Annotated in this window: 25 protein-coding genes; 23 read left to right on the top strand and 2 right to left on the bottom strand. The window is 40.6% G+C overall.

Annotated elements, in window-relative coordinates:
- Nucleotides 1–232 precede the first annotated feature (232 nt).
- The 6 genes from B7E05_RS14105 to spoVM are packed head-to-tail and all read left to right on the top strand — an operon-like array spanning nt 233 to nt 5,545.
- Nucleotides 233–994 (top strand): Stp1/IreP family PP2C-type Ser/Thr phosphatase, encoded by a 762-nt coding sequence (locus tag B7E05_RS14105; protein ID WP_080874801.1) that lies wholly within the window; start codon nt 233–235, stop codon nt 992–994.
- On the top strand, nt 991–3,234 hold the full coding sequence (pknB, locus tag B7E05_RS14100) for a Stk1 family PASTA domain-containing Ser/Thr kinase (protein ID WP_080874800.1): 2,244 nt from the start codon (nt 991–993) through the stop codon (nt 3,232–3,234). The genes B7E05_RS14105 and pknB overlap by 4 nt, the downstream gene beginning before the upstream one ends.
- Nucleotides 3,235–4,116, top strand: coding sequence for a ribosome small subunit-dependent GTPase A (gene rsgA, locus B7E05_RS14095; protein WP_080874799.1), 882 nt, complete (start codon nt 3,235–3,237; stop codon nt 4,114–4,116). It abuts the gene before it with no gap.
- A 2-nt stretch (nt 4,117–4,118) separates the two neighbouring features.
- The gene (rpe, locus tag B7E05_RS14090) at nt 4,119–4,772 is read left to right on the top strand and encodes a ribulose-phosphate 3-epimerase (RefSeq protein ID WP_080874798.1); all 654 of its coding nucleotides are present in this window, start codon (nt 4,119–4,121) and stop codon (nt 4,770–4,772) included.
- Entirely contained in the window at nt 4,772–5,419 is a 648-nt protein-coding gene (locus B7E05_RS14085; RefSeq protein WP_080874797.1) for a thiamine diphosphokinase, read from the top strand. Before rpe ends, B7E05_RS14085 begins: the two co-directional genes overlap by 1 nt.
- A gap of 42 nt (nt 5,420–5,461) precedes the next feature.
- Complete coding sequence (gene spoVM / locus B7E05_RS14080) at nt 5,462–5,545, top strand: stage V sporulation protein SpoVM (protein ID WP_040980030.1); 84 nt, start codon at nt 5,462–5,464, stop codon at nt 5,543–5,545.
- 165 nt (nt 5,546–5,710) lie between these two features.
- On the opposite strand, the gene rpmB is transcribed toward spoVM, so the two are convergent.
- The gene (rpmB, locus tag B7E05_RS14075; protein WP_080874796.1) at nt 5,711–5,899 is read right to left on the bottom strand and encodes a 50S ribosomal protein L28; all 189 of its coding nucleotides are present in this window, start codon (nt 5,897–5,899) and stop codon (nt 5,711–5,713) included.
- A 330-nt stretch (nt 5,900–6,229) separates the two neighbouring features.
- On the opposite strand from rpmB, the gene B7E05_RS14070 reads away from it, so the two are divergent.
- The 11 genes from B7E05_RS14070 to rnc all read left to right on the top strand — a co-directional run bounded on the left by B7E05_RS14070 (nt 6,230) and on the right by rnc (nt 17,012).
- Nucleotides 6,230–6,592 carry an Asp23/Gls24 family envelope stress response protein gene (locus B7E05_RS14070; RefSeq protein WP_080874795.1) on the top strand — a complete coding sequence of 121 codons (363 nt, stop codon included), beginning with the start codon at nt 6,230–6,232 and terminating at the stop codon, nt 6,590–6,592.
- A gap of 19 nt (nt 6,593–6,611) precedes the next feature.
- Nucleotides 6,612–8,279: a DAK2 domain-containing protein gene (locus B7E05_RS14065; protein WP_080874794.1), complete on the top strand. Its 1,668-nt coding sequence runs from the start codon at nt 6,612–6,614 to the stop codon at nt 8,277–8,279.
- A 227-nt stretch (nt 8,280–8,506) separates the two neighbouring features.
- Nucleotides 8,507–9,169 carry an L-serine ammonia-lyase, iron-sulfur-dependent subunit beta gene (gene sdaAB, locus B7E05_RS14060; RefSeq protein ID WP_080874793.1) on the top strand — a complete coding sequence of 221 codons (663 nt, stop codon included), beginning with the start codon at nt 8,507–8,509 and terminating at the stop codon, nt 9,167–9,169.
- 14 nt (nt 9,170–9,183) lie between these two features.
- Nucleotides 9,184–10,059 carry an L-serine ammonia-lyase, iron-sulfur-dependent, subunit alpha gene (sdaAA, locus tag B7E05_RS14055; RefSeq protein WP_080874792.1) on the top strand — a complete coding sequence of 292 codons (876 nt, stop codon included), beginning with the start codon at nt 9,184–9,186 and terminating at the stop codon, nt 10,057–10,059.
- A gap of 85 nt (nt 10,060–10,144) precedes the next feature.
- Nucleotides 10,145–12,172, top strand: a complete 2,028-nt coding sequence (recG, locus tag B7E05_RS14050) for an ATP-dependent DNA helicase RecG (RefSeq protein ID WP_245833102.1) — start codon at nt 10,145–10,147, stop codon at nt 12,170–12,172.
- 377 nt (nt 12,173–12,549) lie between these two features.
- Nucleotides 12,550–13,122, top strand: a complete 573-nt coding sequence (fapR, locus tag B7E05_RS14045; RefSeq protein WP_080876316.1) for a transcription factor FapR — start codon at nt 12,550–12,552, stop codon at nt 13,120–13,122.
- A gap of 4 nt (nt 13,123–13,126) precedes the next feature.
- Nucleotides 13,127–14,128, top strand: coding sequence for a phosphate acyltransferase PlsX (plsX, locus tag B7E05_RS14040; protein ID WP_080874790.1), 1,002 nt, complete (start codon nt 13,127–13,129; stop codon nt 14,126–14,128).
- Entirely contained in the window at nt 14,129–15,067 is a 939-nt protein-coding gene (gene fabD / locus B7E05_RS14035; RefSeq protein ID WP_080874789.1) for an ACP S-malonyltransferase, read from the top strand. It abuts the gene before it with no gap.
- Nucleotides 15,067–15,807 carry a 3-oxoacyl-[acyl-carrier-protein] reductase gene (gene fabG / locus B7E05_RS14030; protein ID WP_080874788.1) on the top strand — a complete coding sequence of 247 codons (741 nt, stop codon included), beginning with the start codon at nt 15,067–15,069 and terminating at the stop codon, nt 15,805–15,807. Before fabD ends, fabG begins: the two co-directional genes overlap by 1 nt.
- Nucleotides 15,808–15,865: 58 nt before the next feature.
- Nucleotides 15,866–16,099: an acyl carrier protein gene (acpP, locus tag B7E05_RS14025; RefSeq protein ID WP_040980049.1), complete on the top strand. Its 234-nt coding sequence runs from the start codon at nt 15,866–15,868 to the stop codon at nt 16,097–16,099.
- A 226-nt stretch (nt 16,100–16,325) separates the two neighbouring features.
- Entirely contained in the window at nt 16,326–17,012 is a 687-nt protein-coding gene (gene rnc, locus B7E05_RS14020) for a ribonuclease III (RefSeq protein ID WP_080874787.1), read from the top strand.
- A 176-nt stretch (nt 17,013–17,188) separates the two neighbouring features.
- Here the strand turns inward: rnc and B7E05_RS14015 are convergent, their stop codons facing one another.
- Nucleotides 17,189–17,410, bottom strand: a complete 222-nt coding sequence (locus B7E05_RS14015; RefSeq protein WP_080874786.1) for a DUF1128 domain-containing protein — start codon at nt 17,408–17,410, stop codon at nt 17,189–17,191.
- Nucleotides 17,411–18,005: 595 nt separating this feature from the next.
- On the opposite strand from B7E05_RS14015, the gene smc reads away from it, so the two are divergent.
- The 6 genes from smc to B7E05_RS13985 all read left to right on the top strand — a co-directional run bounded on the left by smc (nt 18,006) and on the right by B7E05_RS13985 (nt 25,078).
- Nucleotides 18,006–21,575 carry a chromosome segregation protein SMC gene (smc, locus tag B7E05_RS14010; RefSeq protein WP_080874785.1) on the top strand — a complete coding sequence of 1,190 codons (3,570 nt, stop codon included), beginning with the start codon at nt 18,006–18,008 and terminating at the stop codon, nt 21,573–21,575.
- Nucleotides 21,576–21,587: 12 nt separating this feature from the next.
- Entirely contained in the window at nt 21,588–22,598 is a 1,011-nt protein-coding gene (ftsY, locus tag B7E05_RS14005; protein WP_080874784.1) for a signal recognition particle-docking protein FtsY, read from the top strand.
- A 90-nt stretch (nt 22,599–22,688) separates the two neighbouring features.
- Complete coding sequence (locus B7E05_RS14000; RefSeq protein ID WP_080874783.1) at nt 22,689–23,006, top strand: putative DNA-binding protein; 318 nt, start codon at nt 22,689–22,691, stop codon at nt 23,004–23,006.
- Nucleotides 23,007–23,019: 13 nt separating this feature from the next.
- Nucleotides 23,020–24,369: a signal recognition particle protein gene (gene ffh, locus B7E05_RS13995; RefSeq protein WP_080874782.1), complete on the top strand. Its 1,350-nt coding sequence runs from the start codon at nt 23,020–23,022 to the stop codon at nt 24,367–24,369.
- Between the two features lie 195 nt (nt 24,370–24,564).
- Entirely contained in the window at nt 24,565–24,837 is a 273-nt protein-coding gene (rpsP, locus tag B7E05_RS13990; RefSeq protein ID WP_080874781.1) for a 30S ribosomal protein S16, read from the top strand.
- 13 nt (nt 24,838–24,850) lie between these two features.
- Entirely contained in the window at nt 24,851–25,078 is a 228-nt protein-coding gene (locus tag B7E05_RS13985; protein WP_080874780.1) for a KH domain-containing protein, read from the top strand.
- Nucleotides 25,079–25,099 lie beyond the last annotated feature (21 nt).

Raw genomic sequence — 25,099 nt, 5'->3', positions numbered from 1 at the left:
AACCATGCCGGTTAAAGCATTTGCTGCTTATGATTTACCGGCTTTTTGAACAACCTCTGTAACTTATACATTACATAGTTTTAATATAAGTAAGATTGTGCCATAATTATGGATAGCATCAAATGTTTTAATCCCCGATTCGTAACTGTATCGTGTGATTGAACATCCTTTCAAAGGAATCATCATCGTTTGAAAAGGATATATATTTGGAACTATAAAGGGGGAGTAGCTCTTGAAAGGGCTTTTCTTAACACATTGCGGACAAGTCCGTAATCATAATGAAGATGCAGGCGGCATTTTTGAAAATAAAAGCGCACAGCCGATTGCTGTTATTGCGGACGGTATGGGCGGACACCAAGCCGGCGATGTAGCAAGTATGCTGGCTGTTGAAAATATTAAAAATAAATGGGAAGAAACAGAACAAATTGAAAACGCAGAGGATATTAAACAGTGGTTTCAAAACATAATCAGGGAGACGAATGCCCAAATCTTTCATAAAGCCCAGGAAAATAAGCAACTGGAAGGAATGGGGACGACCCTTGTGGCTGCGGTAATGATAAGGAATTCCCTTATTATTGCTCATATCGGTGACAGCCGCTTATATATTGCACGAGGAGGCCAAATGGAACAGTTGACAGAAGATCATTCTTTTGTCAATGAACTTGTAAAAAGAGGCGAGATTACAGAGGGGGATGCAGAAGTCCACCCGTATAAAAATTATATTATCCGCGCGCTGGGTACAGATGCAGAAGTTGATACGGATGTAAGGACGTTGACTTGGCAAGTCGGAGATCGTTTATTATTATGTTCAGACGGCTTATCCGATAAGATGAGCCAATCGGAATTAGCCCAGTTTATTACGTCAGATAAAGAGATGGGTGAGATAGGTCAGCAACTTATTGATTTAGCGAATCAGCGCGGTGGAGAAGATAATATTTCGCTTATATTGATGGCACATGACGGTTCGGACTCGGAGGCAGGTGAACCTGCATGAATACAGGACATTTATTGAATGATCGATATCGGATTGAGCGGAAAATTGGCGGAGGAGGCATGGCAAATGTCTTTCTTGCCAGAGATACAATTCTTGAACGCGATGTAGCTGTTAAAGCGTTGCGTACAGATTATGTACATGACCAGGAGTTTATCGCCCGTTTCGATCGGGAGGCGCAATCTGCAAGCTCTCTTTCTCATCCGAATATTGTTAATATCTTTGATGTTGGTGAAGATGACCAGACGTTATATATGGTCATGGAATATGTGGAGGGAATGACTTTAAAGGAGTATATCCAGCAGTATGGACCGGTGGACGTTCCTCTGGCATTGGATATTATGAAACAGATTGCTTCTGCCATTGCGCATGCGCATGAAAATGATATTATCCATCGGGATATTAAGCCGCAAAATATATTAATTGACCGTTTTGGTCAAGTGAAAGTGACAGATTTCGGGATTGCGATGGCTCTTAGTGCAACAGCGTTAACCCAAACAAATTCTATCCTGGGTTCTGTTCATTATCTGTCACCGGAGCAGGCCCGTGGAGGTATGGCAACGAAAAAATCGGATATTTATTCACTGGGTATTGTATTGTTTGAATTGTTAACTGGAAAGCTTCCTTTTTCTGGACAATCGCCTGTTTCGATTGCCTTGAAGCATTTACAGAGCGATACACCTTCAGTGAAAGAGATTAATCCGGATATTCCGCAAAGTGTGGAGAATATTGTTTTGCAAGCAACTGCAAAAAATCCATTTTATCGTTATGAAGATGTTTATCAGTTTGAGGCAGCACTTGCAGCAGCCCTTTCACCGGAAAAATTAAATGAAGCACCTTTCACTATTCCAGATGAAGAAGGCGATGAGACCAAGGCCATTCCGATAATAACAGATAGCAGTCTGTCCGAGGACGATCCAGACGCTGACCAGACTGTTGTTCATCAGGGCGATGCAGAGCCGACAAAAAGCTATCCGGAAGAAAATAATGAAGAGAAAAATAAAAAAAAGAAGAAGAAAAAGGACAAGAAGCCTGCTAGTAAAAAGAAAAAAATTCTCTGGATTTCTATCCTGATATTATTACTTGTCGGGATTGGCAGTGCTGCAATTGTATATGCTATGCAGCCTCAGGATGTAACAATAGAAGATTTTTCGAATCAATTGGCAGAAGATGCAAGAGATTCGCTTGAAAGCCAAAACCTTCTTGTTGAAGTAGAAGAGGTCAATTCGGATGACATTGAGTCAGGATATGTCGAACGGACTGATCCTGTTTCCGGAAGAACTGTAAAAGAAAGATCGACAGTCACGTTATTTGTCAGTCAAGGACCGGAACAAGTGGAATTTGACGATTATGAAGGCGAGGATTTTGAAGAGGTGGAATCGGAATTGAATCAGGAAGGATTCAATGATATCACTCCTTTTGAAAGGAATTCTGATCAGCCTGTGGGCGAGATTATTTCACAAATTCAGCCAGATCCGGAATCTTCTGTTGTTCCTGCTGATACAAAAGTTATTTTTGAAGTCAGTGCCGGTCCGGAAATGGTGAGCTTGAATAATCTGACAGGAATGGACGAAGAGGAAGTACAAGATTACGTCGATCGCAATGAATTAGTAATGAACAAGCATGAAGAATATTCGGATGATGTGGAAGAAGGGCTGGTTACCAGTCAATCTCCTGAATCAGGAACGGATGTGGAGAAGGGTTCGGCAGTGGATGTTTATTTCTCCTTGGGGCCTGAAGAAGAGCCGCCACGTTCGCATTCTGTTTCTTATATGGTTCCATATACATTAGATGACCAAGAAGAAACAGAAGAAGAAGAGCAGCAAAACGAGGAACAAACGGAAGAGACAGAAGAAGATGGAGAGAATTCATCTGATGATGCAAATTCTGATGATGCAAACAATGATGAAGAAGAAGAGAACGCTGAATCAGATAGTGATAATGAAAATAATGAAGATACAGAAGCAGAAAATGAAGATCCGGAATCCGAAGAAAATGAAGAAGGGTCAGAGTCAGAAGCAGAGGCAGAAACATCCGAACCGGAAGAGCAGACAGTACGCATCTATATTGGAGATAGCAATAATGATATCTCTGATGTTTACCGGGAAGAGACAATAACAGAAGATACCGAAGTAACGTTCACATTAACCATTGCAGCAGATACAGATGCGGAATACCGCATTACCAGAGATGATGAAGAGATTACGGAAAGGACTGTATCCTATGAGGGAGAGGAAGAGTAGATGGCAACAGGCAGAATCATTAAAGCATTAAGCGGCTTCTACTATGTACAGTCGAATAAGGGAGTTTATGCTTGCAAAGGCAGAGGTTTGTTCCGGAATAAAAAGATTACCCCTTTAGTTGGCGACTATGTGGAATTTGAAGTTCGTAATGAGGATGAAGGCTATATAATGAAAGTAAGAGACAGGTCGAATGAACTTATTCGGCCTCCTGTTGCCAATATTAATCAGGTGTGCATCGTCAATGCAGCTACCTCTCCGGATTTCAATCCATTATTACTTGATCGATTCCTTGTTCTGATTGAATTCAAACACATTGAGCCAATCATTTTTATTACAAAAATGGATTTGGCTACACAAGAAGAAAAGGAAAGAGTAAAGGAATATCAAGCAGCTTATCAGGACATTGGCTATGAAGTGAAATTGTTATCATCGAAGGAACCGGAGTGGATTTGTGAAGTATTACCGTATTTCAAGGATAAAGTTTCTGTTTTTGCGGGCCAGTCCGGGGTTGGGAAATCATCCTTACTAAATACCCTGGATCCGAATCTGTTTTTAGAAACTGCAGAGATTTCCAAAAGTCTTGGAAGAGGGAAACATACAACCAGGCATGTGGAGCTTTTAACAATCGGAGAAGGTCTGGTGGCTGATACTCCTGGATTTAGTGTGTTAGAGTTTTCGGATTTAGAGACAGAGGATTTGGGCGTCTGCTTTCCAGAGATAAGACGTTATATGCCCGGCTGTAAGTTTCGAGGCTGCCTGCATGATAAAGAACCTAAATGTGCCGTAAAAGCAGCTGTTCATGATGGAGACATCGCTGCATTCAGGTATCAGCATTATTTACGATTTTTAGAAGAGATTAAAACAAGAAAGCCGAGGTATTAATCATGACAAAAATAGCACCTTCTATTTTATCAGCAGATTTTGCGAAGTTAGGGGAAGAAATTAAAGATGTGGAAAGCGGCGGAGCGGATTATATCCATGTTGATGTGATGGATGGGCATTTCGTTCCCAATATTACAATCGGTCCTTTAATAGCAGATGCTATTAAACCCATTACGAACCTTCCATTGGATGTTCATTTAATGATAGAAAACCCGGATGCATATATACCACAATTTGCAAAAAGTGCATCGATTATTACGGTTCATCAGGAAGCATGTGTCCATTTGCACCGGACATTACAATTGATTCGTTCCTATGATGTAAAACCCGGAGTGGTCATTAATCCAGGAACACCAGCAGAAATGATTAAACCCATTTTAACAGAAGTGGATCTTGTTTTGTTAATGACTGTTAATCCAGGTTTTGGCGGACAAGCATTTATTAAAGATGTCATTTCTAAAGTTGCCCAAATTGCAGCATGGCGGGATGAAATGGGATTAGATTTTGAAATAGAAATCGATGGCGGCGTCAATGAAGAGACAGCTCCAATTTGTACAGCAAATGGGGCAGATGTGTTAGTTGCCGGTAGTGCTATTTTTAATCAGGAAAACCGCAAAGAAGCAATGGATACCATTCGTGCGAGTGCAGAGAAATAATGAAGTGTGCCGGAATTGTCGGAAATGGTCCGAGAAAATATTTGCCGCCTCTTTTAAACTACCAAAATGAAATGGATTTCTGGGTAGGCGCTGACCGCGGAGCATTTTATCTGGCGGAACAGGGGCTTCCGATTGATATAGCGACCGGAGATTTTGATTCGGTCTCTGCTGCTGAATATGCTGTGATTGAAAAGCATGCCGCCCATTTTGATCAGCATCCATCAATGAAGAATCAAACGGATTTGGAAATAGCGGTGGATGCAGCAATAGCAAATGGAGCGGATCAATTGTTCTTTTTCGGTGTCACAGGAGGCAGGACGGACCATACGTTAATGAATATTCAATTGCTTTACCCGTTATTACAACAGGGAAAGCGTGCTGTTATGATAGATAATGGCAATTATATAGAAATAGTTGCGCCGGGAAGTTATCCTGTTGATTCTGAAGGTTATGCTTATATTTCTTTTTTGCCATTTACCCCTGAAGTATCCGGCCTAACACTAAAGGGTTTCTTATATCCTCTGGAGAATCAAACGATACGTTGGGGATCTTCTTTATGCATATCTAATGAGCTTAGTCAAAAAAAAGGTACTTTTTCTTTTCATAAAGGCATACTAATACTAGTAAAGAGTTATGATGCAGTTTAACTAGGAGCAAAAAGGATGGTTAAACAGGGAGGGCCTTTATAAATGAAATTCTATACGATTAAGCTTCCTAAGTTTGTAGGTGGATTTGTGAAAGTGGTTATTGGTGTATTTAAAAAAGATAAGTAATAGTAAACGAGCTTTTGCCTCTCTCTGATGGTAAAAGCTCGTTTTTAGGATGATACTTTTTTTCATGGTGTTCATCATCTGCCGGTCCAAATATGATTGTTAGAAACAAAAAAACACCACGGAAGACCATGGTGTTTTTAAGGCATATGCACATATTTTCGTATATTATACACGTTCTACTTTGCCTGATTTTAATGCACGAGCAGATACATATACTTTTTTCGGTTTTCCATCTACCATAATACGTACTTTTTGTACATTTGCTTTAAAATTACGTTTGTTGGAATTCATAGCGTGAGAGCGGTGGTTACCACTACGAGTCTTGCGTCCAGTTACAACACATTTTTTAGCCATGTTATTCCCTCCTTACCTTCCAAATTCATTATACCACTAACTTAATTTATCATAAGTTAATGTTTTTTGCAATTGAATCTTTCATTTTGACGATCTCCTTAAAGAAAAACTGCTTGACAGATGCATGAAAATCATACATTGTAATAATGGAGTTTTTCTTTTATATGAAATGATTGAAAATGCCTGAAAAGACAGGCTTCTCCTTCGTCGCTTGTTCGCTTTTAAAATGGCAGGGCGTATAGTATAATTTGAACCATATATGAGGAAGAAATGAATGAATAGATAGGAAATGTCAGTCATTTTATAATTCGTAATAAAGGAGCTGTAGTTATGTCAATTGAGTTGCATACAAACGATGGACTCGTTACGATAACAACAGATGTTATTGCCACAATAGCCGGTGGAACAGCTGTGGAGTGCTATGGAATTGTCGGAATGGCATCTAAAAGCCAAATTAAAGATAATATTGCTGAAATACTACGAAAAGAAAATTATGCTAAAGGGATTGTTGTCCGTCAGGAAGATGGAAAATTACATATTGACTTGTATATTATTGTCAGTTATGGTACTAAAATTTCCGAAGTAGCACATAATGTACAATCACAAGTGAAATATACACTCAGCCAGTCCCTGGGCTTAGAAATTGATTCGGTAAATATATATATCCAGGGTGTCCGTGTAGAAAAGGACTAGAGCAGAAGGAGGAAAAGGCGTGGGACTTGAAAAAATTGATGCAGCGTTGCTATCTCAGATGGTACTGACAGGAGCTTACCATCTCTCGAATAATGCACAAAAAATTGACGCATTAAACGTCTTCCCGGTTCCAGATGGGGATACCGGGACAAACATGAATTTAACCATCACTTCCGGGGCAAATGAAGTGAAAAAAATAGAAACAGATAAAGTATATGAAGTGACTAGTACTTTTTCAAAAGGGTTGTTAATGGGAGCCAGAGGAAATTCCGGTGTGATATTATCGCAAATTTTTCGCGGCTTTGCAAAAGCTTGCGAAGGGAAAAAAGAACTTGATGTCAAAGATTTCGCACAGGGGTTTGAAGGCTCTGTCAATGCAGCTTATAAAGCTGTAATGAAACCGGTGGAAGGAACCATTCTTACCGTAGCAAAAGATGCAGGAAATAAAGCTATGGAAATAGCGGATAATGGGTTGGATATTATTGCTTTTATGGAAGAAATATTAAAAGAAGCAAAAGCATCACTGAAACGTACCCCTGATTTATTGCCTGTTCTTAAAGAAGTTGGGGTAGTGGATTCCGGTGGACAAGGCTTAGTAACGATTTACGAAGGATTTCTGGCTGCATTGAAAGGGGAAGAACTCCCTGGAGAATCGGATGCCGCTACGAAAATGGACGAAATGATTAATGCAGAGCACCATAAAGTAACGCAGGATTTCATGGACACCGAAGATATTGTATACGGATATTGTACAGAGTTCATGGTGAAGTTAGAAGATGAAAAATTAAAAGAACATCCCTTTGATGAGACAACTTTCCGCAATGAATTAAGTGAGTGGGGAGATTCCCTTCTTGTGGTTTCCGACGATGATATTGTAAAGGTACATGTTCATGCCGAAGCACCGGGGACATGCTTAAATCTGGGACAACAATATGGCAGCTTGATCAACTTGAAAATTGAAAATATGCGGGAGCAGCATACGGCGATTGTCGGTGATAAAGGCGATAAAAAAGAAACGCCGAAAGAAAAATCGGCTTATGGAGTAGTTACCGTGGCCATGGGGAATGGGCTAAAGGAATTATTTGAAAACCTTGGCGTTGCTGTGGTTATTGAAGGTGGACAAACCATGAACCCTAGTACGCAAGATATAACGGATGCGGTGAAAAAAGCAAACGCAGAAAACATCATTGTGCTTCCCAACAATAAGAATATTCAAATGGCAGCTGAGCAAGCTGCTGAATTGGCCGGTGATCATGTTCGGGTTGTTCCAACCAAAACAATCCCTCAAGGAATTAGCGCGATGCTGGCATTCCATCCCGAGGCTTCGTTAGAGGAGAATAAAGCAGCCATGGAAGAAGCAGGGAAGCAGGTACGAAGCGGTCAAATTACGTATGCGATTCGAGATACACAAATTGATGGAATTGATATTGCCAAAGGACATTTTATGGGGATAGATGAAGGCAAAATTGTAACCACACATAAGGAAAAACAACAAGCAGCGGAAGCTCTTATTGATCAAATGATTTCGGACGACGCTGAGATACTGACAATTCTTTTTGGAGAAGATGTGTCAGAAGAAGAAGTCGAAGCGTTGGAATCTTATGTGGAAGAGAAATATGATGAAATAGAAGTGGAAGTTCATCAAGGCGAACAGCCAATTTATTCCTATATTTTCTCTGTTGAATAAAGGTAGCGGAATAACGGCCGCAACAAAGTTTTTAAGCATATAAAGCTCAGCCTGATAATATAAATCAGCCTGAGCTTTATTTTGTTTTGGCAGTGTCTATAAATAGAGTATACTGCTTAGTCCGGCGAACGCATGATTGCTTTTTTGCGATTACATTGTGTTTTGCGTCTGGATTTTTGTTATAATGGTGACAGTTACATTAAATATATTTAGGACGGTGTTATTTCATGAAATATAATTCCGTATTTGATATTATCGGCCCGGTCATGGTGGGTCCATCCAGTTCACATACGGCCGGTGCTGCCCGGATTGGAAAAGCAGCCCGGAATCTGTTTGGAAAACAGCCGACGTGGGCAAGAATACATCTTTATGAGTCTTTTGCCAAAACCTATCGGGGCCATGGAACAGACTTTGCACTTGCTGGTGGTCTGTTAGACATGGAAACGGATGACCCGCAAATAAATAAGGCATTAGAGCTGGCAAAAGAAAAAGGTTTGGACATCGAGTTTATAGAAGATAGTGCGGCGGTAAATCATCCCAATACGGTCCGTATCCTTATTGGAGATGGAAAAGAACAGCAGGAGCTGATGGGAATATCTGTCGGTGGCGGAAAAGTGGAGATTACAGAATTGAACGGTTTTGAACTTCGATTATCCGGGAACCATCCGGCTATTTTAATTATGCACAATGATCGTTACGGTGCGATTGCGTCTGTAACGAAAATTTTAGCAAAATATGAAGTGAATATCGGCCATATGGAAGTGAACCGGAAAGATGTGGGTAAAGAGGCGCTGATGGTAATTGAGGTAGATCAGAATGTAGATGATACTATCCTGCAGGAACTCGAGGCTGCTGATCATATTATCTCTATTGCGAAGATTGTAAGTTAAGAAGGGGGATTTTCATGTTTAGAACAGTTGCGGAGTTAGTAGAGAAAGCAAAAACAGAAAACATTTCTATTTCAGAAGTGATGATACGTCAGGAAATGGACGTGAAAGAGAAAACGAGAGAAGAAGTTTTTGCCGAAATGGAGAAAAACCTTACCGTTATGGAAAATGCGGTGGAAGATGCTTTAAAAGGAGTCCAATCGGTAACGGGACTCACCGGCGGAGACGCGGTGAAAGTACAGAAGTACATGAAAGAAAAAACGCCATTATCCGGGAATCTTATGATGGATGCTGTCAGTAAAGCAATGGGAACCAATGAAGTCAATGCAGCCATGGGCATCATTTGCGCAACACCGACTGCTGGAAGCGCCGGTTGTGTGCCAGGGACGCTGTTTGCGGTGAAGGAACAGTTAAACCCGACGCGAGAAGATATGATTCGTTATTTATTTACTTCGGGGGCCTTTGGTTTTGTTGTGGCTAATAATGCATTTATTTCCGGTGCGGCAGGTGGATGCCAAGCGGAAGTTGGTTCAGCGGGCGCCATGGCTTCTGCGGCGATTGTCGAAATGGCAGGAGGTACGCCGGAACAATCGGCGCATGCTTTCGCAATGACATTAAAAAATATGCTCGGTCTGGTCTGTGACCCAGTAGCAGGTTTGGTAGAAGTTCCATGCGTGAAGCGAAATGCAGGAGGCTCGTCCCTTGCGATTGTGTCTGCTGATATGGCGCTGGCAGGAGTGGAAAGCCGTATTCCTTGTGATGAAGTAATCGGTGCGATGTACCGCATCGGGAAACAGATGCCGTCTTCTTTGCGTGAAACGGGTGAAGGCGGATTGGCTGATACACCAACGGGACGATTTTTAAAGGAAAAAATCTTTGGAGTATCTGTTTAATCAGGTATTTACGAAAAATAGACGTATTTGCTCATTAGACTCTGAGCTGGTATTGCTGTTTTTCTGATTGAAAAGGATGTTGGAAATGAACGAATCGATATTAGAAGTGAAAGGTGTCGGCGAAAAAGCAGCAGAGCAACTTGCTTCCATGCATATTCATGAGATAGATGATATATTGGAATATTTCCCGTATCGATACGATATTTATGAGGAAAAACCTTTGCAAGAGCTGGTACATGATGAAAAAGTGACGATTAAAGGGAAGGTGGTTTACGACCCTTCTCTTACTTTTTTTAGGAAAAATAAATCAAGGTTAAGCTTTACGGTAGAAGTGGAAGGTGTTGCTGTTAAAGCGATTATGTTTAACCGGGCATTTGCAAAAAAACAAATTCAGCAAGGGCAGGATATTACATTGACCGGGAAATGGGACGCACGTCGCCTGCAAATCACAGTCAGTCAATATAAAATCGGAAAAACGGAAGAAGATGATTCGATTACTCCTGTTTATTCGCTGAAAGGCGATTTGACTTCTTATAAATTCCAAAAGATATTAAAGCAGGTGCTTAACGCACATGAACAAGATATAACAGAAATATTGCCTGCTTCTTATTTGGAAAATTATAAGCTGCCAAATCGACAAGAAGCAGTAAGAACAATGCATTTTCCAGAGAGCAGGGTTGCTTTAAAACACGCGCGGCGGAGATTTATTTATGAAGAATTTCTGCTGTTTCAGCTTAAGATGCAGTTAATCCGAAAAATAAACCGTGAATCCACGAAAGGAAATGCCCAAGATTTTCAGATGGATAAAGTAGAGGACTTTATCAGCTCGCTGCCTTACACCTTAACAGAGGCACAGCAAGCTGTGTTAACTGAAATCTTAAAGGATATGAAACTTGCTTACCGGATGAATCGGCTGCTTCAAGGAGATGTTGGATCAGGGAAAACAGCAGTTGCGGCGATTTGTTTATATGCTGCTGTTACAGCAGGCAAACAAGGGGCGCTGATGGTCCCTACGGAGATTTTAGCAGAACAGCATTTCCAATCTTTTCAGTCTATGCTGGAAGGTAGAGCTAGCGTTGCCTTGTTAACTGGATCTGTAAAAGGAAAGAAGCGCAGAGAGCTGACACAGCAAATTGAAAATAAAGAAATAGATGTCGTGATTGGAACGCATGCCCTTATTCAGGAAGATGTTTTGTTTAATGATTTAGGACTGGCGATTGTCGATGAGCAGCATCGCTTTGGGGTTGCTCAACGCAGAACATTGCGGGATAAAGGATTGGATCCGGATGTTTTATTTATGACCGCAACCCCGATCCCCAGAACACTTGCGATTACAACGTTTGGTGATATGGATGTATCCATTATTAACCAGCTTCCTTCCGGGAGAAAAGAGATTGAAACGTTATGGGTGAAGGAAAATATGTTTGAACGGATTCTTGATTTTATTCAAGAACGGGTCAAGCAAGGGGAACAAGCATATATTATCAGCCCGTTGATCGAGGAGTCGGATAAATTAGATATTCAAAACGCCGTTGACCTGTATCATCAACTGACAGCTTACTATGATAATGAAATGGAGATCGGCTTAATGCATGGGCGTCTAACCTCTGCAGAGAAAGATGACGTCATGCGTGATTTTGCTGATAATAAAGTGAATGTGCTAGTCTCTACAACGGTCGTAGAAGTAGGTGTGAATGTTCCCAATGCCACCGTGATGGTGATTTATGATGCGGAGCGTTTCGGTCTGTCACAACTGCATCAGCTCAGGGGACGTGTCGGCAGAGGAGCAAAGCAAAGCTATTGTATTCTTATCGCAGAACCTAAGGGAGAAGTCGGGAAAGAGCGTATGCGGATTATGTCAGAAACAAATGATGGATTTGAATTATCCGAACAAGACTTGCAATTGCGTGGTCCGGGCGACTTTTTCGGCAGAAAACAAAGCGGTATGCCGGAATTTAAAGTAGCTGATATGGTGCATGATTACAGAGCACTCGAAACAGCAAGACAAGATGCACAGCATATTGTTGAAAACAATTTATTGCAAACTGAAGATTATAGGTACTTAAAAGAAATATTAGCAGAAGAAGAGGGGCTTTCGGCAAAGCTGGATTAATCCGGAAACCAAATATAAAACGGAGCAAATCAGCCCGCTACGGACGGCTGTCTCCCATTTTTGTGTACGCATTATTTTTAAGATAACAGCCAGTTGCGCTGCGATCATTCAATAGATTACTTGCATAAAAAAGATTGCTATTATATATTACTATTAGTACCAAGTCATAGAACGAAACTTCCATGGAAGTTTCGTTCTTTCCTACGGAGGGTGGCTTGATTTGATCAGAAGATGAAATGACCGTTTATCTATTCCCTTTCCAGAGGGAATAACGGACACCTATACTCTGTTAACTTGTTCCCGCCCAACAACCGTTACGACGTCATCAATAGAACCGGCATCTCTCTAAAATTTGAAATGAAAGTTTGATGATAGAAATGAAACGCTCAAAAGCAGAACGACAATCATTGTTAAGAGAAAAAATAGAAGAATCTCCATTTGTAACGGACGAGCAGTTAGCGAAAGATTTTGAAGTCAGTATTCAAACCATTCGGTTAGACCGTATGGAGCTCTCTATTCCTGAACTTCGTGAACGGATAAAATATGTGGCTACGAAGCAATGGAATGAGACAGTTAAAGCTTTGCCGGTGGAAGAAGTGATTGGGGATATTATTGATTTGGAATTGGATGAACGGGCTATCTCTATGCTTGATATCACGTCGGAGTTTGTTTTTTCCAGAAATAAGATTGCCAGAGGGCATCATCTGTTTGCCCAGGCGAATTCATTAGCCGTAGCTGTTATTAACGATGAGCTTGCTTTAACAGCAAAATCCAGCCTGCGCTTTAAGAGACAGGTGAAAGAAGGAGAAAGAGTGATTGCCAAAGCGGTTATAAAAGGAAAAGATAACCGTGGACACACCATTGTGGAAGTGAAGAGCTTTGTGAATAACGAGCTTGTGCTTACAGGTGAATTTTTCATGTTTCATTCCAGTGAAAGCAAAGGAGAATAAGTGAATGCGATTAGCGATAGATGCAATGGGAGGCGACCATGCACCGAAGGAAATTGTTTTAGGTGCGATGGAAGCTGTCAAAGAAAATAAAGATTTACAAATTACACTTTATGGTGATGAAAACCAGATCAATCCGGTTTTAACGGATCATCAACAAATTAAAGTCATACATACAGACGAAAGAATTACACCAGAGGATGAGCCGGTAAAAGCAGTACGGCGCAAAAAGAATGCTTCGCTTGTATTAATGGCCAAGGCTGTCAAAGACGGTGAAGCAGACGCATGTATTTCTGCGGGGAATACCGGTGCATTAATGAGTGCAGGTTTGTTTGTCGTGGGCAGGATTCCCGGTATTGATCGTCCTGCGCTAAGCCCTACATTTCCGACAGTAGACGGGCAAGGTTTCCTGATGCTGGATGTCGGTGCGAACGTGGACGCTAAGCCGGAACATTTGCTTCAATACGCCATTATGGGTTCCATCTACGTGGAGAGAGTAAGAAATATTAAAACGCCTCGAGTCGGCTTATTAAACGTCGGTACCGAAGATGGAAAAGGAAATGATTTAACGAAAAAAGCTTTTCAGCTTTTAGAAAATGCCCCTATCCATTTTGTAGGAAACGTAGAGGCAAGAGATATATTAAATGGCGTTGCGGATGTTGTCGTGACAGATGGATTTAGCGGGAATATCGCATTAAAAACCATGGAAGGTGTGGCAGAAACAATCTTTTCTCTTTTAAAAGATACGTTTATGTCTTCTGCAAAAACCAAAATTGCTGCTGCTCTTGTCAAAAAAGACCTGAAAGGTATAAAGGGCCGATTAGATTACTCAGAATATGGCGGTGCAGGATTGTTCGGTCTCCGCGCACCGGTTATTAAAGCCCATGGATCCTCAAAAAGCCGGGCAATAACCAATGCGGTTAAACAAGCTGTTTATATGGTAGATAACAATGTAACAGCCACCATTCAAGATACCATTGAAACAATGGGGGAAGAGGAGGAAAAGTAAATGAAACGTATTGCATTTATGTTCCCTGGCCAAGGATCGCAGACAGTTGGTATGGGGAAAGATTTATACGATGCTTACCCGCATATACAAGCAATGTATCAGGAAGCAAATGAAGTTTTAGATATGGATCTACAAACGCTTATGTTTGAAGGTCCAAAAGAAACGTTGACAGAAACAGAAAATACGCAGCCGGCATTATTATTATCCAGTGTTGCTGTTACACAGCTGTTAGAAGAAAACGGTATTCGCCCTTCGATGGTTGTGGGGCATAGTCTGGGAGAATACAGTGCACTGGTGGCGGCTGGCGCAATGAAGTGGCAGGATGCTATCGGGCTGGTCAAAGTAAGAGGTCATCTAATGGAACAAGCCGTTCCTGAGGGACAAGGAACGATGGCGGCGGTTTTAGGTCTTGGACAGGATAAAGTTCAGGAAGCGCTAGATCAGGTGACGAATGAAATTGTAGATATTGCCAATTTAAATTGTCCTGGACAGATCGTTATCTCCGGATCGGTCCCAGGTGTTGAACAGGCGACGGCCTTATTAAAAGAAGCAGGAGCAAAGCGGGTGCTTCCATTAAATGTGAGCGGACCATTCCATTCCAGATTAATGAAACAAGCGAATGAAGACTTTGCAGCATATTTAAATGAAGTATCTTTGGAAAATCCGAAAATGCCTGTTTATGCAAATGTTTCAGCAGATGCAGTAACGGAAAAAGACACTGTGAAAGAATTATTAGTACAGCAGCTTTACTCGCCGGTTCGCTTTGAGGAATCAATTCAAAAGATGCTGGAACAAGGCATTGATGTATTTGTAGAAGTAGGTACGGGTAAAGTTTTATGCGGCTTATTGAAAAAAATAGACCGGAAAGCAAAAACATTTGCTGTGCAGGATCAAGAATCGCTCGAAGCGTTTATTCGCTGGTATAAGGAGGAAGAATAATGTTACAAGGGCAAACGGCAGTAGTAACTGGTGCTTCCAGGGGAATCGGCAGAGAGATTGCTTTGGAACTTGCTAAAAACGGAGCGAATGTGGTTGTAAACTATTCAGGGAGCGAAGCAAAAGCAGAAGAGGTTGTCACAGAAGTCGAGGAACTTGGTGTAAAAGCAGTGAAGATACAAGCTAATGTTTCTGATGAAGAATCTGTAAAGCAACTTATGAAGCAGGCCGTGAAGGAATTCGGCTCCATTGATATCCTGGTAAATAATGCAGGAATTACAAAAGATAACTTGTTAATGCGCATGAAAGAAGAGGAATTCGATCAGGTTATTCAAACGAACTTGAAAGGAACCTTCTTATGTACAAAAGCAGTGACCCGTCAAATGATGAAACAAAAATCCGGGCGGATTATTAATGTTGCATCCATCGTCGGCGTAAGCGGAAATCCGGGACAAGCCAACTATGTAGCTGCAAAAGCAGGGGTCATTGGTTTGACGAAAACAACAGCGAAGGAGCTTGCTTCTCGAAATATCTTGGTAAATGCGGTGGCTCCTGGTTTTATTTCCACAGACATGACGGACCAATTAAGTGAAGAGCAGCAGGAATCTTTATTACAACTGGTACCGTTAGAACGCTTCGGCAAACCAGAAGATGTAGCACGTGTTATCCGCTTTTTAGCTAGTGAAGATGCTAATTATATTACAGGACAAACCATTCATATTGACGGTGGAATGGTGATGTAATACAATTGCAGAACAAAAATAAAAAGCGAAGGAAACTTTGAAAGGGGGTGAACGGGGAATGGCAGACGTGTTTGAACAAGTAAAGTCCATCATTGCTGATCGTCTTGATGTAGATGAAGAAAAAGTCGTTTTAGAAGCTTCATTTAAAGATGACCTTGAAGCGGACTCATTAGATGTTGTTGAACTTGTTATGGAATTAGAAGATGAGTTTGATATTGAAATCGCTGATGAAGATGCGGAAAAGATTAATACAGTAGGTGATGCTGTAGATTACATAAACAGCAAAGCTTAATGAATAAAAAAACAGGGAGGGGAAGTTTCTTTTGGAGACTTTCCCTCATTATTTGTGTTTCACGGTAAAGGTGCAGAAGTGGAACTTAAAACAAGGAAATAAATAATTATATTCCGTATATGGTACACTAACTGCATACCAGTTATTTGAGGCAATCGATGAACAGCAAAAAATATAAGATGACAAACATATCATCATTTTATTCATAGGAGTGAAGGAGGTTCATATGGAATTAAGTCAATTGGAACAGAAATTAGGAATAACTTTTCAACAAAAAAAATTATTAAAAGAAGCATTTACCCATTCTTCTTATGTGAATGAATACAAGAAAATCAAGCTGAATGATAATGAGCGGTTGGAATTCTTGGGAGACGCAGTACTGGAATTAGCTGTTTCTCAATATTTGTATAGAAATAATCAGGACATGCCCGAAGGTGAAATGACCAAAATACGTGCAGCTATCGTATGTGAAGCGTCTTTAACGGTTTTTGCAAAACAATTTGATTTTGGACAATATATCCTGTTGGGTAAAGGGGAAGAACAGACAGGTGGAAGACAGAGACCGGCTATTTTAGCAGATGCATTTGAGGCTTTTTTAGGCGCGCTTTATTTAGACCAAGGCTTTGATGCCGTGCTTCACTTTTTAAATACCCGTATTTTTCCTGCTTTAACAGTAGATGCCACAGCAAGTGTGATGGATTATAAAAGTCATCTTCAGGAAATTGTTCAGAAGCAAAAGGATAGAAAAATTGAATATCACATTATTGATGAGCATGGACCATCGCATCACAAAGAATTTATTGCTCAGGTTGTAATTCAAGGAGAACCAGCCGGAAGAGGAAATGGAAGAACAAAAAAAGAAGCTGAACAAAAAGCAGCTAAAGCAGCACTGGAGAAAAAACTTCCGGAATAAAAATATGCTGCTCATAAAAAAACGTTACGCAAGAACCGTTCGGTTGCCTGTTCTTGCGTAACGTTTTTTGTATGATCACAGTGTGACTGTCTGGAAGACTTCCGATTCAAGAAAGAAGGAGTCCTGAAAATTCTGTGTGGAAATCGGAACATAGTAATAGCCCGATTGGTTCCACTTTATTTACGAATGGCTGCCAGTTCATTAATAAAGGCTTGTGTTTCTGAGGCACTTAAACGGCCTTTACTGATGACCATATCATACATCCATTTTAAATCATCATATTTTTCGATATTGTAATCATCTGCGTCCATAATCGAACGATTAACTACTTGTAACTTTTCTGCTAATTCCTGAAGCATGTACTCCATATTTTCAACGCTTGGCTGATCTAACTGCATCTTATCCCCCTTAGTATAATCCATCATTTGGAATTTGGATGTACATGGAAAAACTATTAAATAGCAGTGAATGGTACTTCACTTTAACCACGTACGGTAACTAAATGTATCAAGTAATAGATGTTTATTATAGCATAAGTTTTAACAATCGTTAATGGTTGTTCCTTTTTGAATTAATACCGCGCTGCACATAGGCTAAAGCGTCATAATATGATAAAATGTATTAGCTAAACTATTCTAGCAACGATAAAATAAAAAATGAGATTTATAACTATATTAACTCAACTTTTGCCCTTTAAAAAGTAACTTCCTTTTCATCGGAACAGGGTTAATCGTTACTTTCATACGTTTGTCGACAAAGAATTAGAAGGTAATGTGTAAGGCGACCGCTGCGGCGGAAAGCGTAGTGGTTGACCGGAGCGGTTGCTATACACCATATCTTGTTCAACAAATACAAGGGTGATTGAACGAAAACCAACCATGATAATAGTGATCCTGTTCATCCTGGAACAGCAAGGTTTATATGCTTCTTCTTAGGTGCGAAAGTTGAGTATAGTAACTATAAATAGAACGATTGATTTTTAGGAGAATGATTATGCATTTAAAGCGATTGGAAAGTGTTGGATTTAAATCCTTTGCGGAACGGATTAACGTTGATTTTGTACCTGGTGTGACAGCCGTAGTAGGTCCCAATGGCAGCGGGAAAAGTAATATTACGGATGCGGTTCGCTGGGTATTGGGGGAACAATCAATGAAATCCCTCCGCGGTTCAAAAATGGAAGATATTATATTCCAGGGAAGTGATTCGAGATCTCCTTTAAATGTCGCGGAAGTTACACTCGTATTAGATAATAAAGAACAGCGTGTTCCCTTGGATTATGAAGAAGTCAGTGTAACAAGAAGAGTTTACCGGTCTGGAGAGAGTGAATTTTATATTAATAAACAGGTTTGCCGGCTGAAAGATATTGTAGATCTGTTTATTGATTCCGGGCTGGGCAGAGAAGCATTCTCTATTATCAGTCAAGGACGGGTAGAAGAGATTCTGAGTTCAAAAGCGGAAGAGCGACGTGTGATTTTTGAAGAAGCTGCAGGCGTTTTAAAATATAAGCAGCGGAAGAAAAAAGCAGAGTACAAGCTTGCTGAAACACAGGAGAATCTGAATCGTGTAGAGGATATTGTTTATGAAATTGAGCAGCAATTGGATCCGTTAGAAGAACAATCTAAAAAAGCAAAAGAATATCAGACTTTACAAGCTGAGCTTCAAGAAACAGAGATTTCTGTGCTGATTACGGAAATGGAACAAATACATCAAGAATGGCAGCAGGTATTGACATATTTAGCTGACAATGAAAAAAAACAAAACGAACAATCGGAAACGATTCGCCTGATTGAAACAGATCTGGCAAAAGAAAAAGAACGGCTACAGCAATACGAGACAGAAATGGAACAATTGCAGGCTGAATTATTGGAAGTAACAGAACGTCTGGAGAAGTATGAAGGCAAAAAGCAATTATTTGATGAACGCTCCAAGCATGCCGATGAAAATAAAGAAAAACTTGCACAGCAACTAGAGCGGGTGACTTCTAATGTCAATGTACTGGAGCAGCAAAAAGCAGAAGAACAAGAAAAATTGGCACGTTTAGAGACGGAAAAAGCTGATACATTGGCCAGGAAAAAGAAAATCGAAAAAAAATTATCGATACGCCCGGAAGATGTAGCGAATCGAATAGAAGATTTAAAAGCAGAATATATTGAGTTATTGAATCAGCAGGCAGCTTTTCGAAATGAAAAACAATCTGTCGACCGGCAGCAAGAGCAGATAGAGGCTAAAAATAGTTCTCAATCTATGAAATTTAAAGATATGCTCGCAGAAAGAAAAACGTTACAAGATAAACAAACAGCTGCCGGAGAACGATTAGAAACAAACAAGAATCATTTAGAAGAAAAGAACGAACAATTAAAGACGTTCAAGCAGGAAATGCAGTCAGAACGTGCAAAATATGAGGAAGCTCAATCAAAACTATATCAAGGTTATCAATATATTGAAAAAGTAAAATCAAAGAAAGAAATGCTGGAAGAAATGAAGGAAGATTTCCAAGGGTTCTTCCAGGGTGTGCGTCAAATTTTGCGAGCAAGGGAAGAAGGGAAGTTGTCAGGGATAGAAGGGGCTGTTATTGAGTTGATGGATGTCCCTAAAGACTATATTACTGCGATGGAGACCGTGTTAGGCGGGCAGGCGCAGAATATCGTTGTGGAAACCGATCAAACAGCCAGAGAGGCGATTAACTGGCTGAAAAAAACAAACAGCGGACGGGCAACTTTTCTGCCGCTTCAATCGATTCAACCGCGCTTTTTAGCAAGAGACGGCCAGCAACAAGTAAGTGATCATCCCGGCTTCGTGGGTGTAGCATCGGATTTGGTAGAGGCGAAAGCCAAAAAATATGAAAAAGCGGTGCAGCATGTCATGGGGAATGTTGTGATTGCTAAAACGTTGCGGGATGCCAATGACTTGGCGATAAAACTGCAGCGGAGATACCGTATTGTTACGCTGGATGGAGATATGGTGCATCCTGGCGGTTCTATGTCAGGAGGGGCGCAGAAAAAGCAGAATCAATCCTTATTTACCCGTGAAAAGGACTTACAGGAGCTGCAGGCACGCTTGGCCGAATATAAACAGAAAACAGAGCAGTTTGAGAAGGGTGTACAGAAAAAAAGAGACTATCTAGGTGAATTAGATAAAAAAATAAGTTTGACGGAACAAGAGACACAAAGTATACAATCAGACGTTCAGGAAAGTCAGGCTGATTTCCAATCTCTCCAGGCAAAATTAACATCTGTCAATGACAATTTAGCTATCTATGATATGGATAAGAAGCAGAACGAACAGAGTCATACAGAATTAACAGACCGGAGCGAGGTGTTAGCAAAGGAATTAGAAGACATCCGTCTCAAACTGCAAACGACCCAAAAAGAAATAGATAGCTTAACAGAAGAAGAAGCAAAATTAAAAGAAACCCGGGAAAAACTGCAGGACACTTTTTATGAAGTGAAAGTAGCCTTGGCAGAACAGGAAGAACGTTATAAAAATCAAAAAGCAAATACAAAAGCTTTGGAAACGCAGCTTGAACGGGCACTTCAGGAAAAGAATGAAGCGAACGAAGAACTGGAAACCATAGCGGCTATAAAAAATCAAGAAGAGACAGAAGAAGAAATGGAAGCAAATATTACCAATGCTAGAAATTCCAAACAGGAAATAACAGAAAGCATTGAAAAACAGCGTCAAAAGAGAAAAACCAGCGCTGAACAACAACAGTCGTTAGAAGAGAAGCTGAAAAAAGCCCAGGAACAATTTAAAGCGACAAATGAGCAATATCAGAAACAGGAAGTGAAATCTAACCGTTTGGATGTAGAGCTTGACAGCCATCTGCAGCAGCTTGAAAAAGAATATATGATGACGTATGAGATGGCAAAGCGTGATTATTCCAAAGTTGAAAATATGGATGAAGCAAAAGCGGTTGTCAGCCGCTTGAAGAACCAAATCAGCCAATTAGGTTCGATTAATTTAGGGGCTATCGATGAATACGAGCGTATTTCTGAACGATATCAGTTTTTAAAAGAACAAAGGGACGACCTTGTGGAAGGTAAGCGAACACTATATACTGTTATTGAAGAGATGGACACAGAAATGAAAGAAAGATTTGACACTACTTTTTCAAAAATAAAGGAAGAGTTTTCTCATGTGTTCCAGCACTTGTTCGGTGGTGGACATGCTGAATTAAAATTAACCGATCCCAGTAATTTATTGGAAACAGGTGTCGATATTATTGCGCAACCGCCCGGCAAAAAACTGCAGCATTTAAGTCTTTTATCTGGTGGCGAACGTGCTTTAACAGCCATTGCTCTTCTCTTTTCTATTTTACGTGTCCGTCCGGTTCCTTTTTGCATACTGGATGAGGTAGAAGCAGCTCTGGATGAAGCAAATGTTGTCCGTTTTGCGAAGTATGTAAAGCAATTCAGTAAAGATACGCAATTTATCGTTATCACCCATCGTAAAGGAACCATGGAAGAAGCGGATGTTCTTTATGGGGTGACGATGCAGGAATCGGGCGTGTCAAGACTCGTTTCTGTCCGGTTGGAAGATACAAAAGAATTGATGCAATCGTAGGAGGATATCACTATGGGATTTATGGATAAATTAAAACAACGCTTTAAGCAAAATGAAGAAACACAGGAAGTTTCTGAAAAATACCAGGAAGGAATGAAAAAAACAAGGAATTCCTTTTCTGGTAAATTAAATGACCTCATCGCTCGTTATCGCAAGGTGGACGAGGATTTCTTTGAAGAATTGGAAGAGGTTCTTATTACTGCGGATGTCGGCGTTACGACAGTAATGGATCTGGTTGAGGAACTACGAATGGAAGTGAAACGACAAAATATTAAGGATTCCTCGGAAATAAAAGATGTCATCTCCGAAAAACTCGTAGAAATTTATTATGGTGACGAAGATGCGTCTATCCAGCATATGCAGGTAGATGGAGAGGGATTACAGGTGATTCTTGTTGTCGGCGTAAATGGCGTTGGAAAAACAACGAGTATCGGTAAACTTGCCCATCAATTAAAAGCAGATGGCAAAAATGTCATTATGGCAGCCGGGGATACGTTCCGTGCCGGTGCAATCGAACAATTGGACATTTGGGGAGAGCGTGCTGGTGTTCCGGTTATTAAACATAATGAAGGCAGTGATCCTGCTGCAGTCATTTATGATGGGATTAAGGCTGCCAAATCACGCGGCTCAGATGTTTTGATTTGTGACACTGCCGGGAGACTTCAGAATAAAGTAAACCTGATGAATGAACTTGCTAAGGTAAAGCGCGTTATTGAACGTGAAATTCCAGGCGCTCCTCAGGAAGTTCTGCTTGTATTGGATGCAACGACTGGCCAAAATGCGTTAACACAAGCACGTACTTTTTCGGAGGCAACGAATGTAACCGGCATTGTTCTGACCAAATTGGATGGCACAGCAAAAGGCGGCATTGTGCTGGCTATCCGTAATGAATTACAGATTCCGGTCAAATATGTGGGATTAGGCGAAAAAATCGATGACCTGCAGCAGTTTGAAGCAGATGCATTTGTATACGGTTTGTTTGCGGATTTGGGAATGAGTGAGGAAGAGAAGGAAGCAGAATAAGCATAGCCGATTTTTCTGCTGCTTGACAATTTCTGATTTGATTGGATATGATAAATGTAAAGGAAAATCACTTAACAAGAGGTGTGCCCGTTGTTGGAAAAAACGAACCGGATTAATTATTTATTTGATTTTTATCAATCACTTTTGACACCGAAACAGTGCAGCTATATGGAAATGTATTATCGGGAAGATTATTCTTTGGGAGAAATTTCAGAGCTGTTGGAAGTTTCCAGACAAGCTGTGTATGATAATATTAGAAGAACGGAAAAAACGTTGGAGTCTTATGAGGATAAGCTGCATCTTCTTTCAAGATTTGAAAAAAGAACGCAAATTATTGAAAAGCTTTCGGAAACAGTAAAAGATCCGGAGGCACAGAAATATGTTCAACAATTACAAGATATAGATTAGGGGGATACCTTCTATGGCATTTGAAGGATTAGCGGAGCGTCTCCAAGGTACGATAAAGAAAATTACCGGTAAAGGCAAGGTCTCCGAGCAAGATGTGAAAGAGATGACAAGAGAAGTTCGCCTGGCACTGCTGGAAGCGGACGTAAACTTCAAAGTAGTGAAACAGTTAATTGCCCGGATAAAGGAAAGAGCGGTCGGGCAGGAAGTAATGGAAAGTTTAACGCCTGGACAGCAGGTTATCAAAGTAGTGAAAGATGAATTAACCAACTTAATGGGCGGCGAACAAAGTAAAATTGCTGTAGCGGATCGTTCTCCAACGGTTATTATGATGGTCGGTCTCCAAGGTGCTGGTAAGACAACAACTACCGGAAAACTGGCGAATGATTTGCGTAAAAATCATAACCGCAACCCGCTATTAGTTGCTTGTGACGTCTATCGTCCGGCAGCGGTAGATCAATTGGAAACACTGGGAACACAGCTGGATATGCCTGTTTTCTCATTAGGAACAGAGGCAAATCCGGTTGATATTGCCAACCAGGCGATTGCTCAGGCGAAAGAAAATCATAATGATTATGTCATTATTGATACGGCTGGACGTCTCCATGTGGATGAAAACCTTATGGAAGAGTTACAGCGTATCAAAACGGATGTAAAACCGGATGAAATCTTCTTAGTGGTCGATTCCATGACAGGTCAAGATGCAGTCAATGTTGCGGAAAGCTTTAATGATCAGCTGGATATTACCGGAGTAGTTCTGACGAAATTAGATGGGGATACGCGCGGCGGTGCGGCACTTTCTATCAAAGCAGTAACAGATAAGCCGATTAAATTTGCCGGCATGGGTGAAAAATTGGATCAGCTGGAAGCTTTCCACCCGGAACGTATGGCTTCCAGAATACTTGGCATGGGGGACGTGCTCTCTCTTATTGAAAAAGCGCAGACCAATGTAGATGAAAAACAGGCAAAAGACCTTGAAGAAAAAATGCGTTCGATGTCCTTTACATTTGATGATTTCCTGGAACAGATGGGACAGGTGCGTCAAATGGGTCCATTAGATGACTTAATGTCTATGATTCCGGGATCCAACAAGATGAAAGGCTTGAAAAATGCGCAGCTGGACGAAAGTCAGTTGACAGAGGTAGAGGCGATTATTCAATCGATGACAAAAGAAGAACGCCAGGAACCGAGCGTCATTAACGGAAGCAGAAGAAAACGTATTGCAAAAGGGTCCGGAACTTCTGTTGCAGCGGTAAACCGCTTGTTAAAACAGTTCTCCGAAATGAAAAAAATGATGAAGCAGATGACCAATATGCAAAAGGGCAAGAAAGGAAAAGGCGGCGGCATGAAATTTCCTTTCATGTAAAGGGAGTTCAAAAAGTCCGTTAAAATAATGTGACTGGCGGTAAAGAACTTTTTTCGCTTTGAACACGTATCTTCGTGTTGATTTTCACGTCTTTTTATAATAAAATAAGCTTGTAATGGAAAAATACTTTACAGACTAAAAACTATCTGGTAGAATCAATTCTTGTGATAAGATAATTATTGGAGGTGCAAAAACATGGCAGTAAAAATTCGTTTAAAACGTATGGGTGCGAAAAGAAATCCATTCTATCGTATTGTAGTAGCTGACTCTCGTTCTCCACGTGACGGTCGCTTTATCGAACAAATCGGTACGTACAATCCTGTAGTAAATCCGGTTGAAGTTAAAATAGATGAAGAAAAAGCACTTGATTGGATGACAAAAGGCGCGAAGCCAAGTGACACAGTACGTAACCTGTTTTCTAAAGAAGGCATCATGAAGAATTTCCACGAACAAAAAAATTCTAAATAAGTAGTGTGATATCATGAAAGCCCTGATTAAATCGATTGTTACCTCATTAGTAGATTATCCGGACGATATTGTTATTAAGGAAACCGAAGAAGATTCGAAGGTTACTTATCATTTAACGGTTCATCCGGATGATGTCGGAAAAGTTATTGGCAAAAACGGACGAGTTGCAAAAGCAATCCGTACGGTTGTCTATGCAGCGAATACTGGTGGTAATAAACGCATTTTTTTAGATATTATGTAAGATTCCTGTCCAAACGGAGTG

This window comes from Oceanobacillus timonensis, assembly GCF_900166635.1.
Lineage (GTDB): Bacteria > Bacillota > Bacilli > Bacillales > Amphibacillaceae > Oceanobacillus > Oceanobacillus timonensis.
The sequence above is the reverse complement of the archived record's forward strand: the minus strand, read 5'-3'. Positions and strand labels throughout refer to the sequence as shown.

Coding starts and splice junctions, on each gene's coding strand:
- B7E05_RS14085 (WP_080874797.1), top strand. CDS start 4,772: ATGAAGTGTGCCGGAATTGTCGGAAATGGTCCGAGAAAATATTTGCCG.
- fabD (WP_080874789.1), top strand. CDS start 14,129: ATGAAACGTATTGCATTTATGTTCCCTGGCCAAGGATCGCAGACAGTT.
- acpP (WP_040980049.1), top strand. CDS start 15,866: ATGGCAGACGTGTTTGAACAAGTAAAGTCCATCATTGCTGATCGTCTT.
- B7E05_RS13985 (WP_080874780.1), top strand. CDS start 24,851: ATGAAAGCCCTGATTAAATCGATTGTTACCTCATTAGTAGATTATCCG.
- rpmB (WP_080874796.1), bottom strand. CDS start 5,899: ATGGCTAAAAAATGTGTTGTAACTGGACGCAAGACTCGTAGTGGTAAC.
- fapR (WP_080876316.1), top strand. CDS start 12,550: ATGAAACGCTCAAAAGCAGAACGACAATCATTGTTAAGAGAAAAAATA.
- smc (WP_080874785.1), top strand. CDS start 18,006: ATGCATTTAAAGCGATTGGAAAGTGTTGGATTTAAATCCTTTGCGGAA.
- plsX (WP_080874790.1), top strand. CDS start 13,127: ATGCGATTAGCGATAGATGCAATGGGAGGCGACCATGCACCGAAGGAA.
- rpsP (WP_080874781.1), top strand. CDS start 24,565: ATGGCAGTAAAAATTCGTTTAAAACGTATGGGTGCGAAAAGAAATCCA.
- spoVM (WP_040980030.1), top strand. CDS start 5,462: ATGAAATTCTATACGATTAAGCTTCCTAAGTTTGTAGGTGGATTTGTG.
- rpe (WP_080874798.1), top strand. CDS start 4,119: ATGACAAAAATAGCACCTTCTATTTTATCAGCAGATTTTGCGAAGTTA.
- fabG (WP_080874788.1), top strand. CDS start 15,067: ATGTTACAAGGGCAAACGGCAGTAGTAACTGGTGCTTCCAGGGGAATC.
- rnc (WP_080874787.1), top strand. CDS start 16,326: ATGGAATTAAGTCAATTGGAACAGAAATTAGGAATAACTTTTCAACAA.
- ffh (WP_080874782.1), top strand. CDS start 23,020: ATGGCATTTGAAGGATTAGCGGAGCGTCTCCAAGGTACGATAAAGAAA.
- pknB (WP_080874800.1), top strand. CDS start 991: ATGAATACAGGACATTTATTGAATGATCGATATCGGATTGAGCGGAAA.
- B7E05_RS14015 (WP_080874786.1), bottom strand. CDS start 17,410: ATGCAGTTAGATCAGCCAAGCGTTGAAAATATGGAGTACATGCTTCAG.
- rsgA (WP_080874799.1), top strand. CDS start 3,235: ATGGCAACAGGCAGAATCATTAAAGCATTAAGCGGCTTCTACTATGTA.
- sdaAA (WP_080874792.1), top strand. CDS start 9,184: ATGTTTAGAACAGTTGCGGAGTTAGTAGAGAAAGCAAAAACAGAAAAC.
- sdaAB (WP_080874793.1), top strand. CDS start 8,507: ATGAAATATAATTCCGTATTTGATATTATCGGCCCGGTCATGGTGGGT.
- ftsY (WP_080874784.1), top strand. CDS start 21,588: ATGGGATTTATGGATAAATTAAAACAACGCTTTAAGCAAAATGAAGAA.
- B7E05_RS14070 (WP_080874795.1), top strand. CDS start 6,230: ATGTCAATTGAGTTGCATACAAACGATGGACTCGTTACGATAACAACA.
- recG (WP_245833102.1), top strand. CDS start 10,145: ATGAACGAATCGATATTAGAAGTGAAAGGTGTCGGCGAAAAAGCAGCA.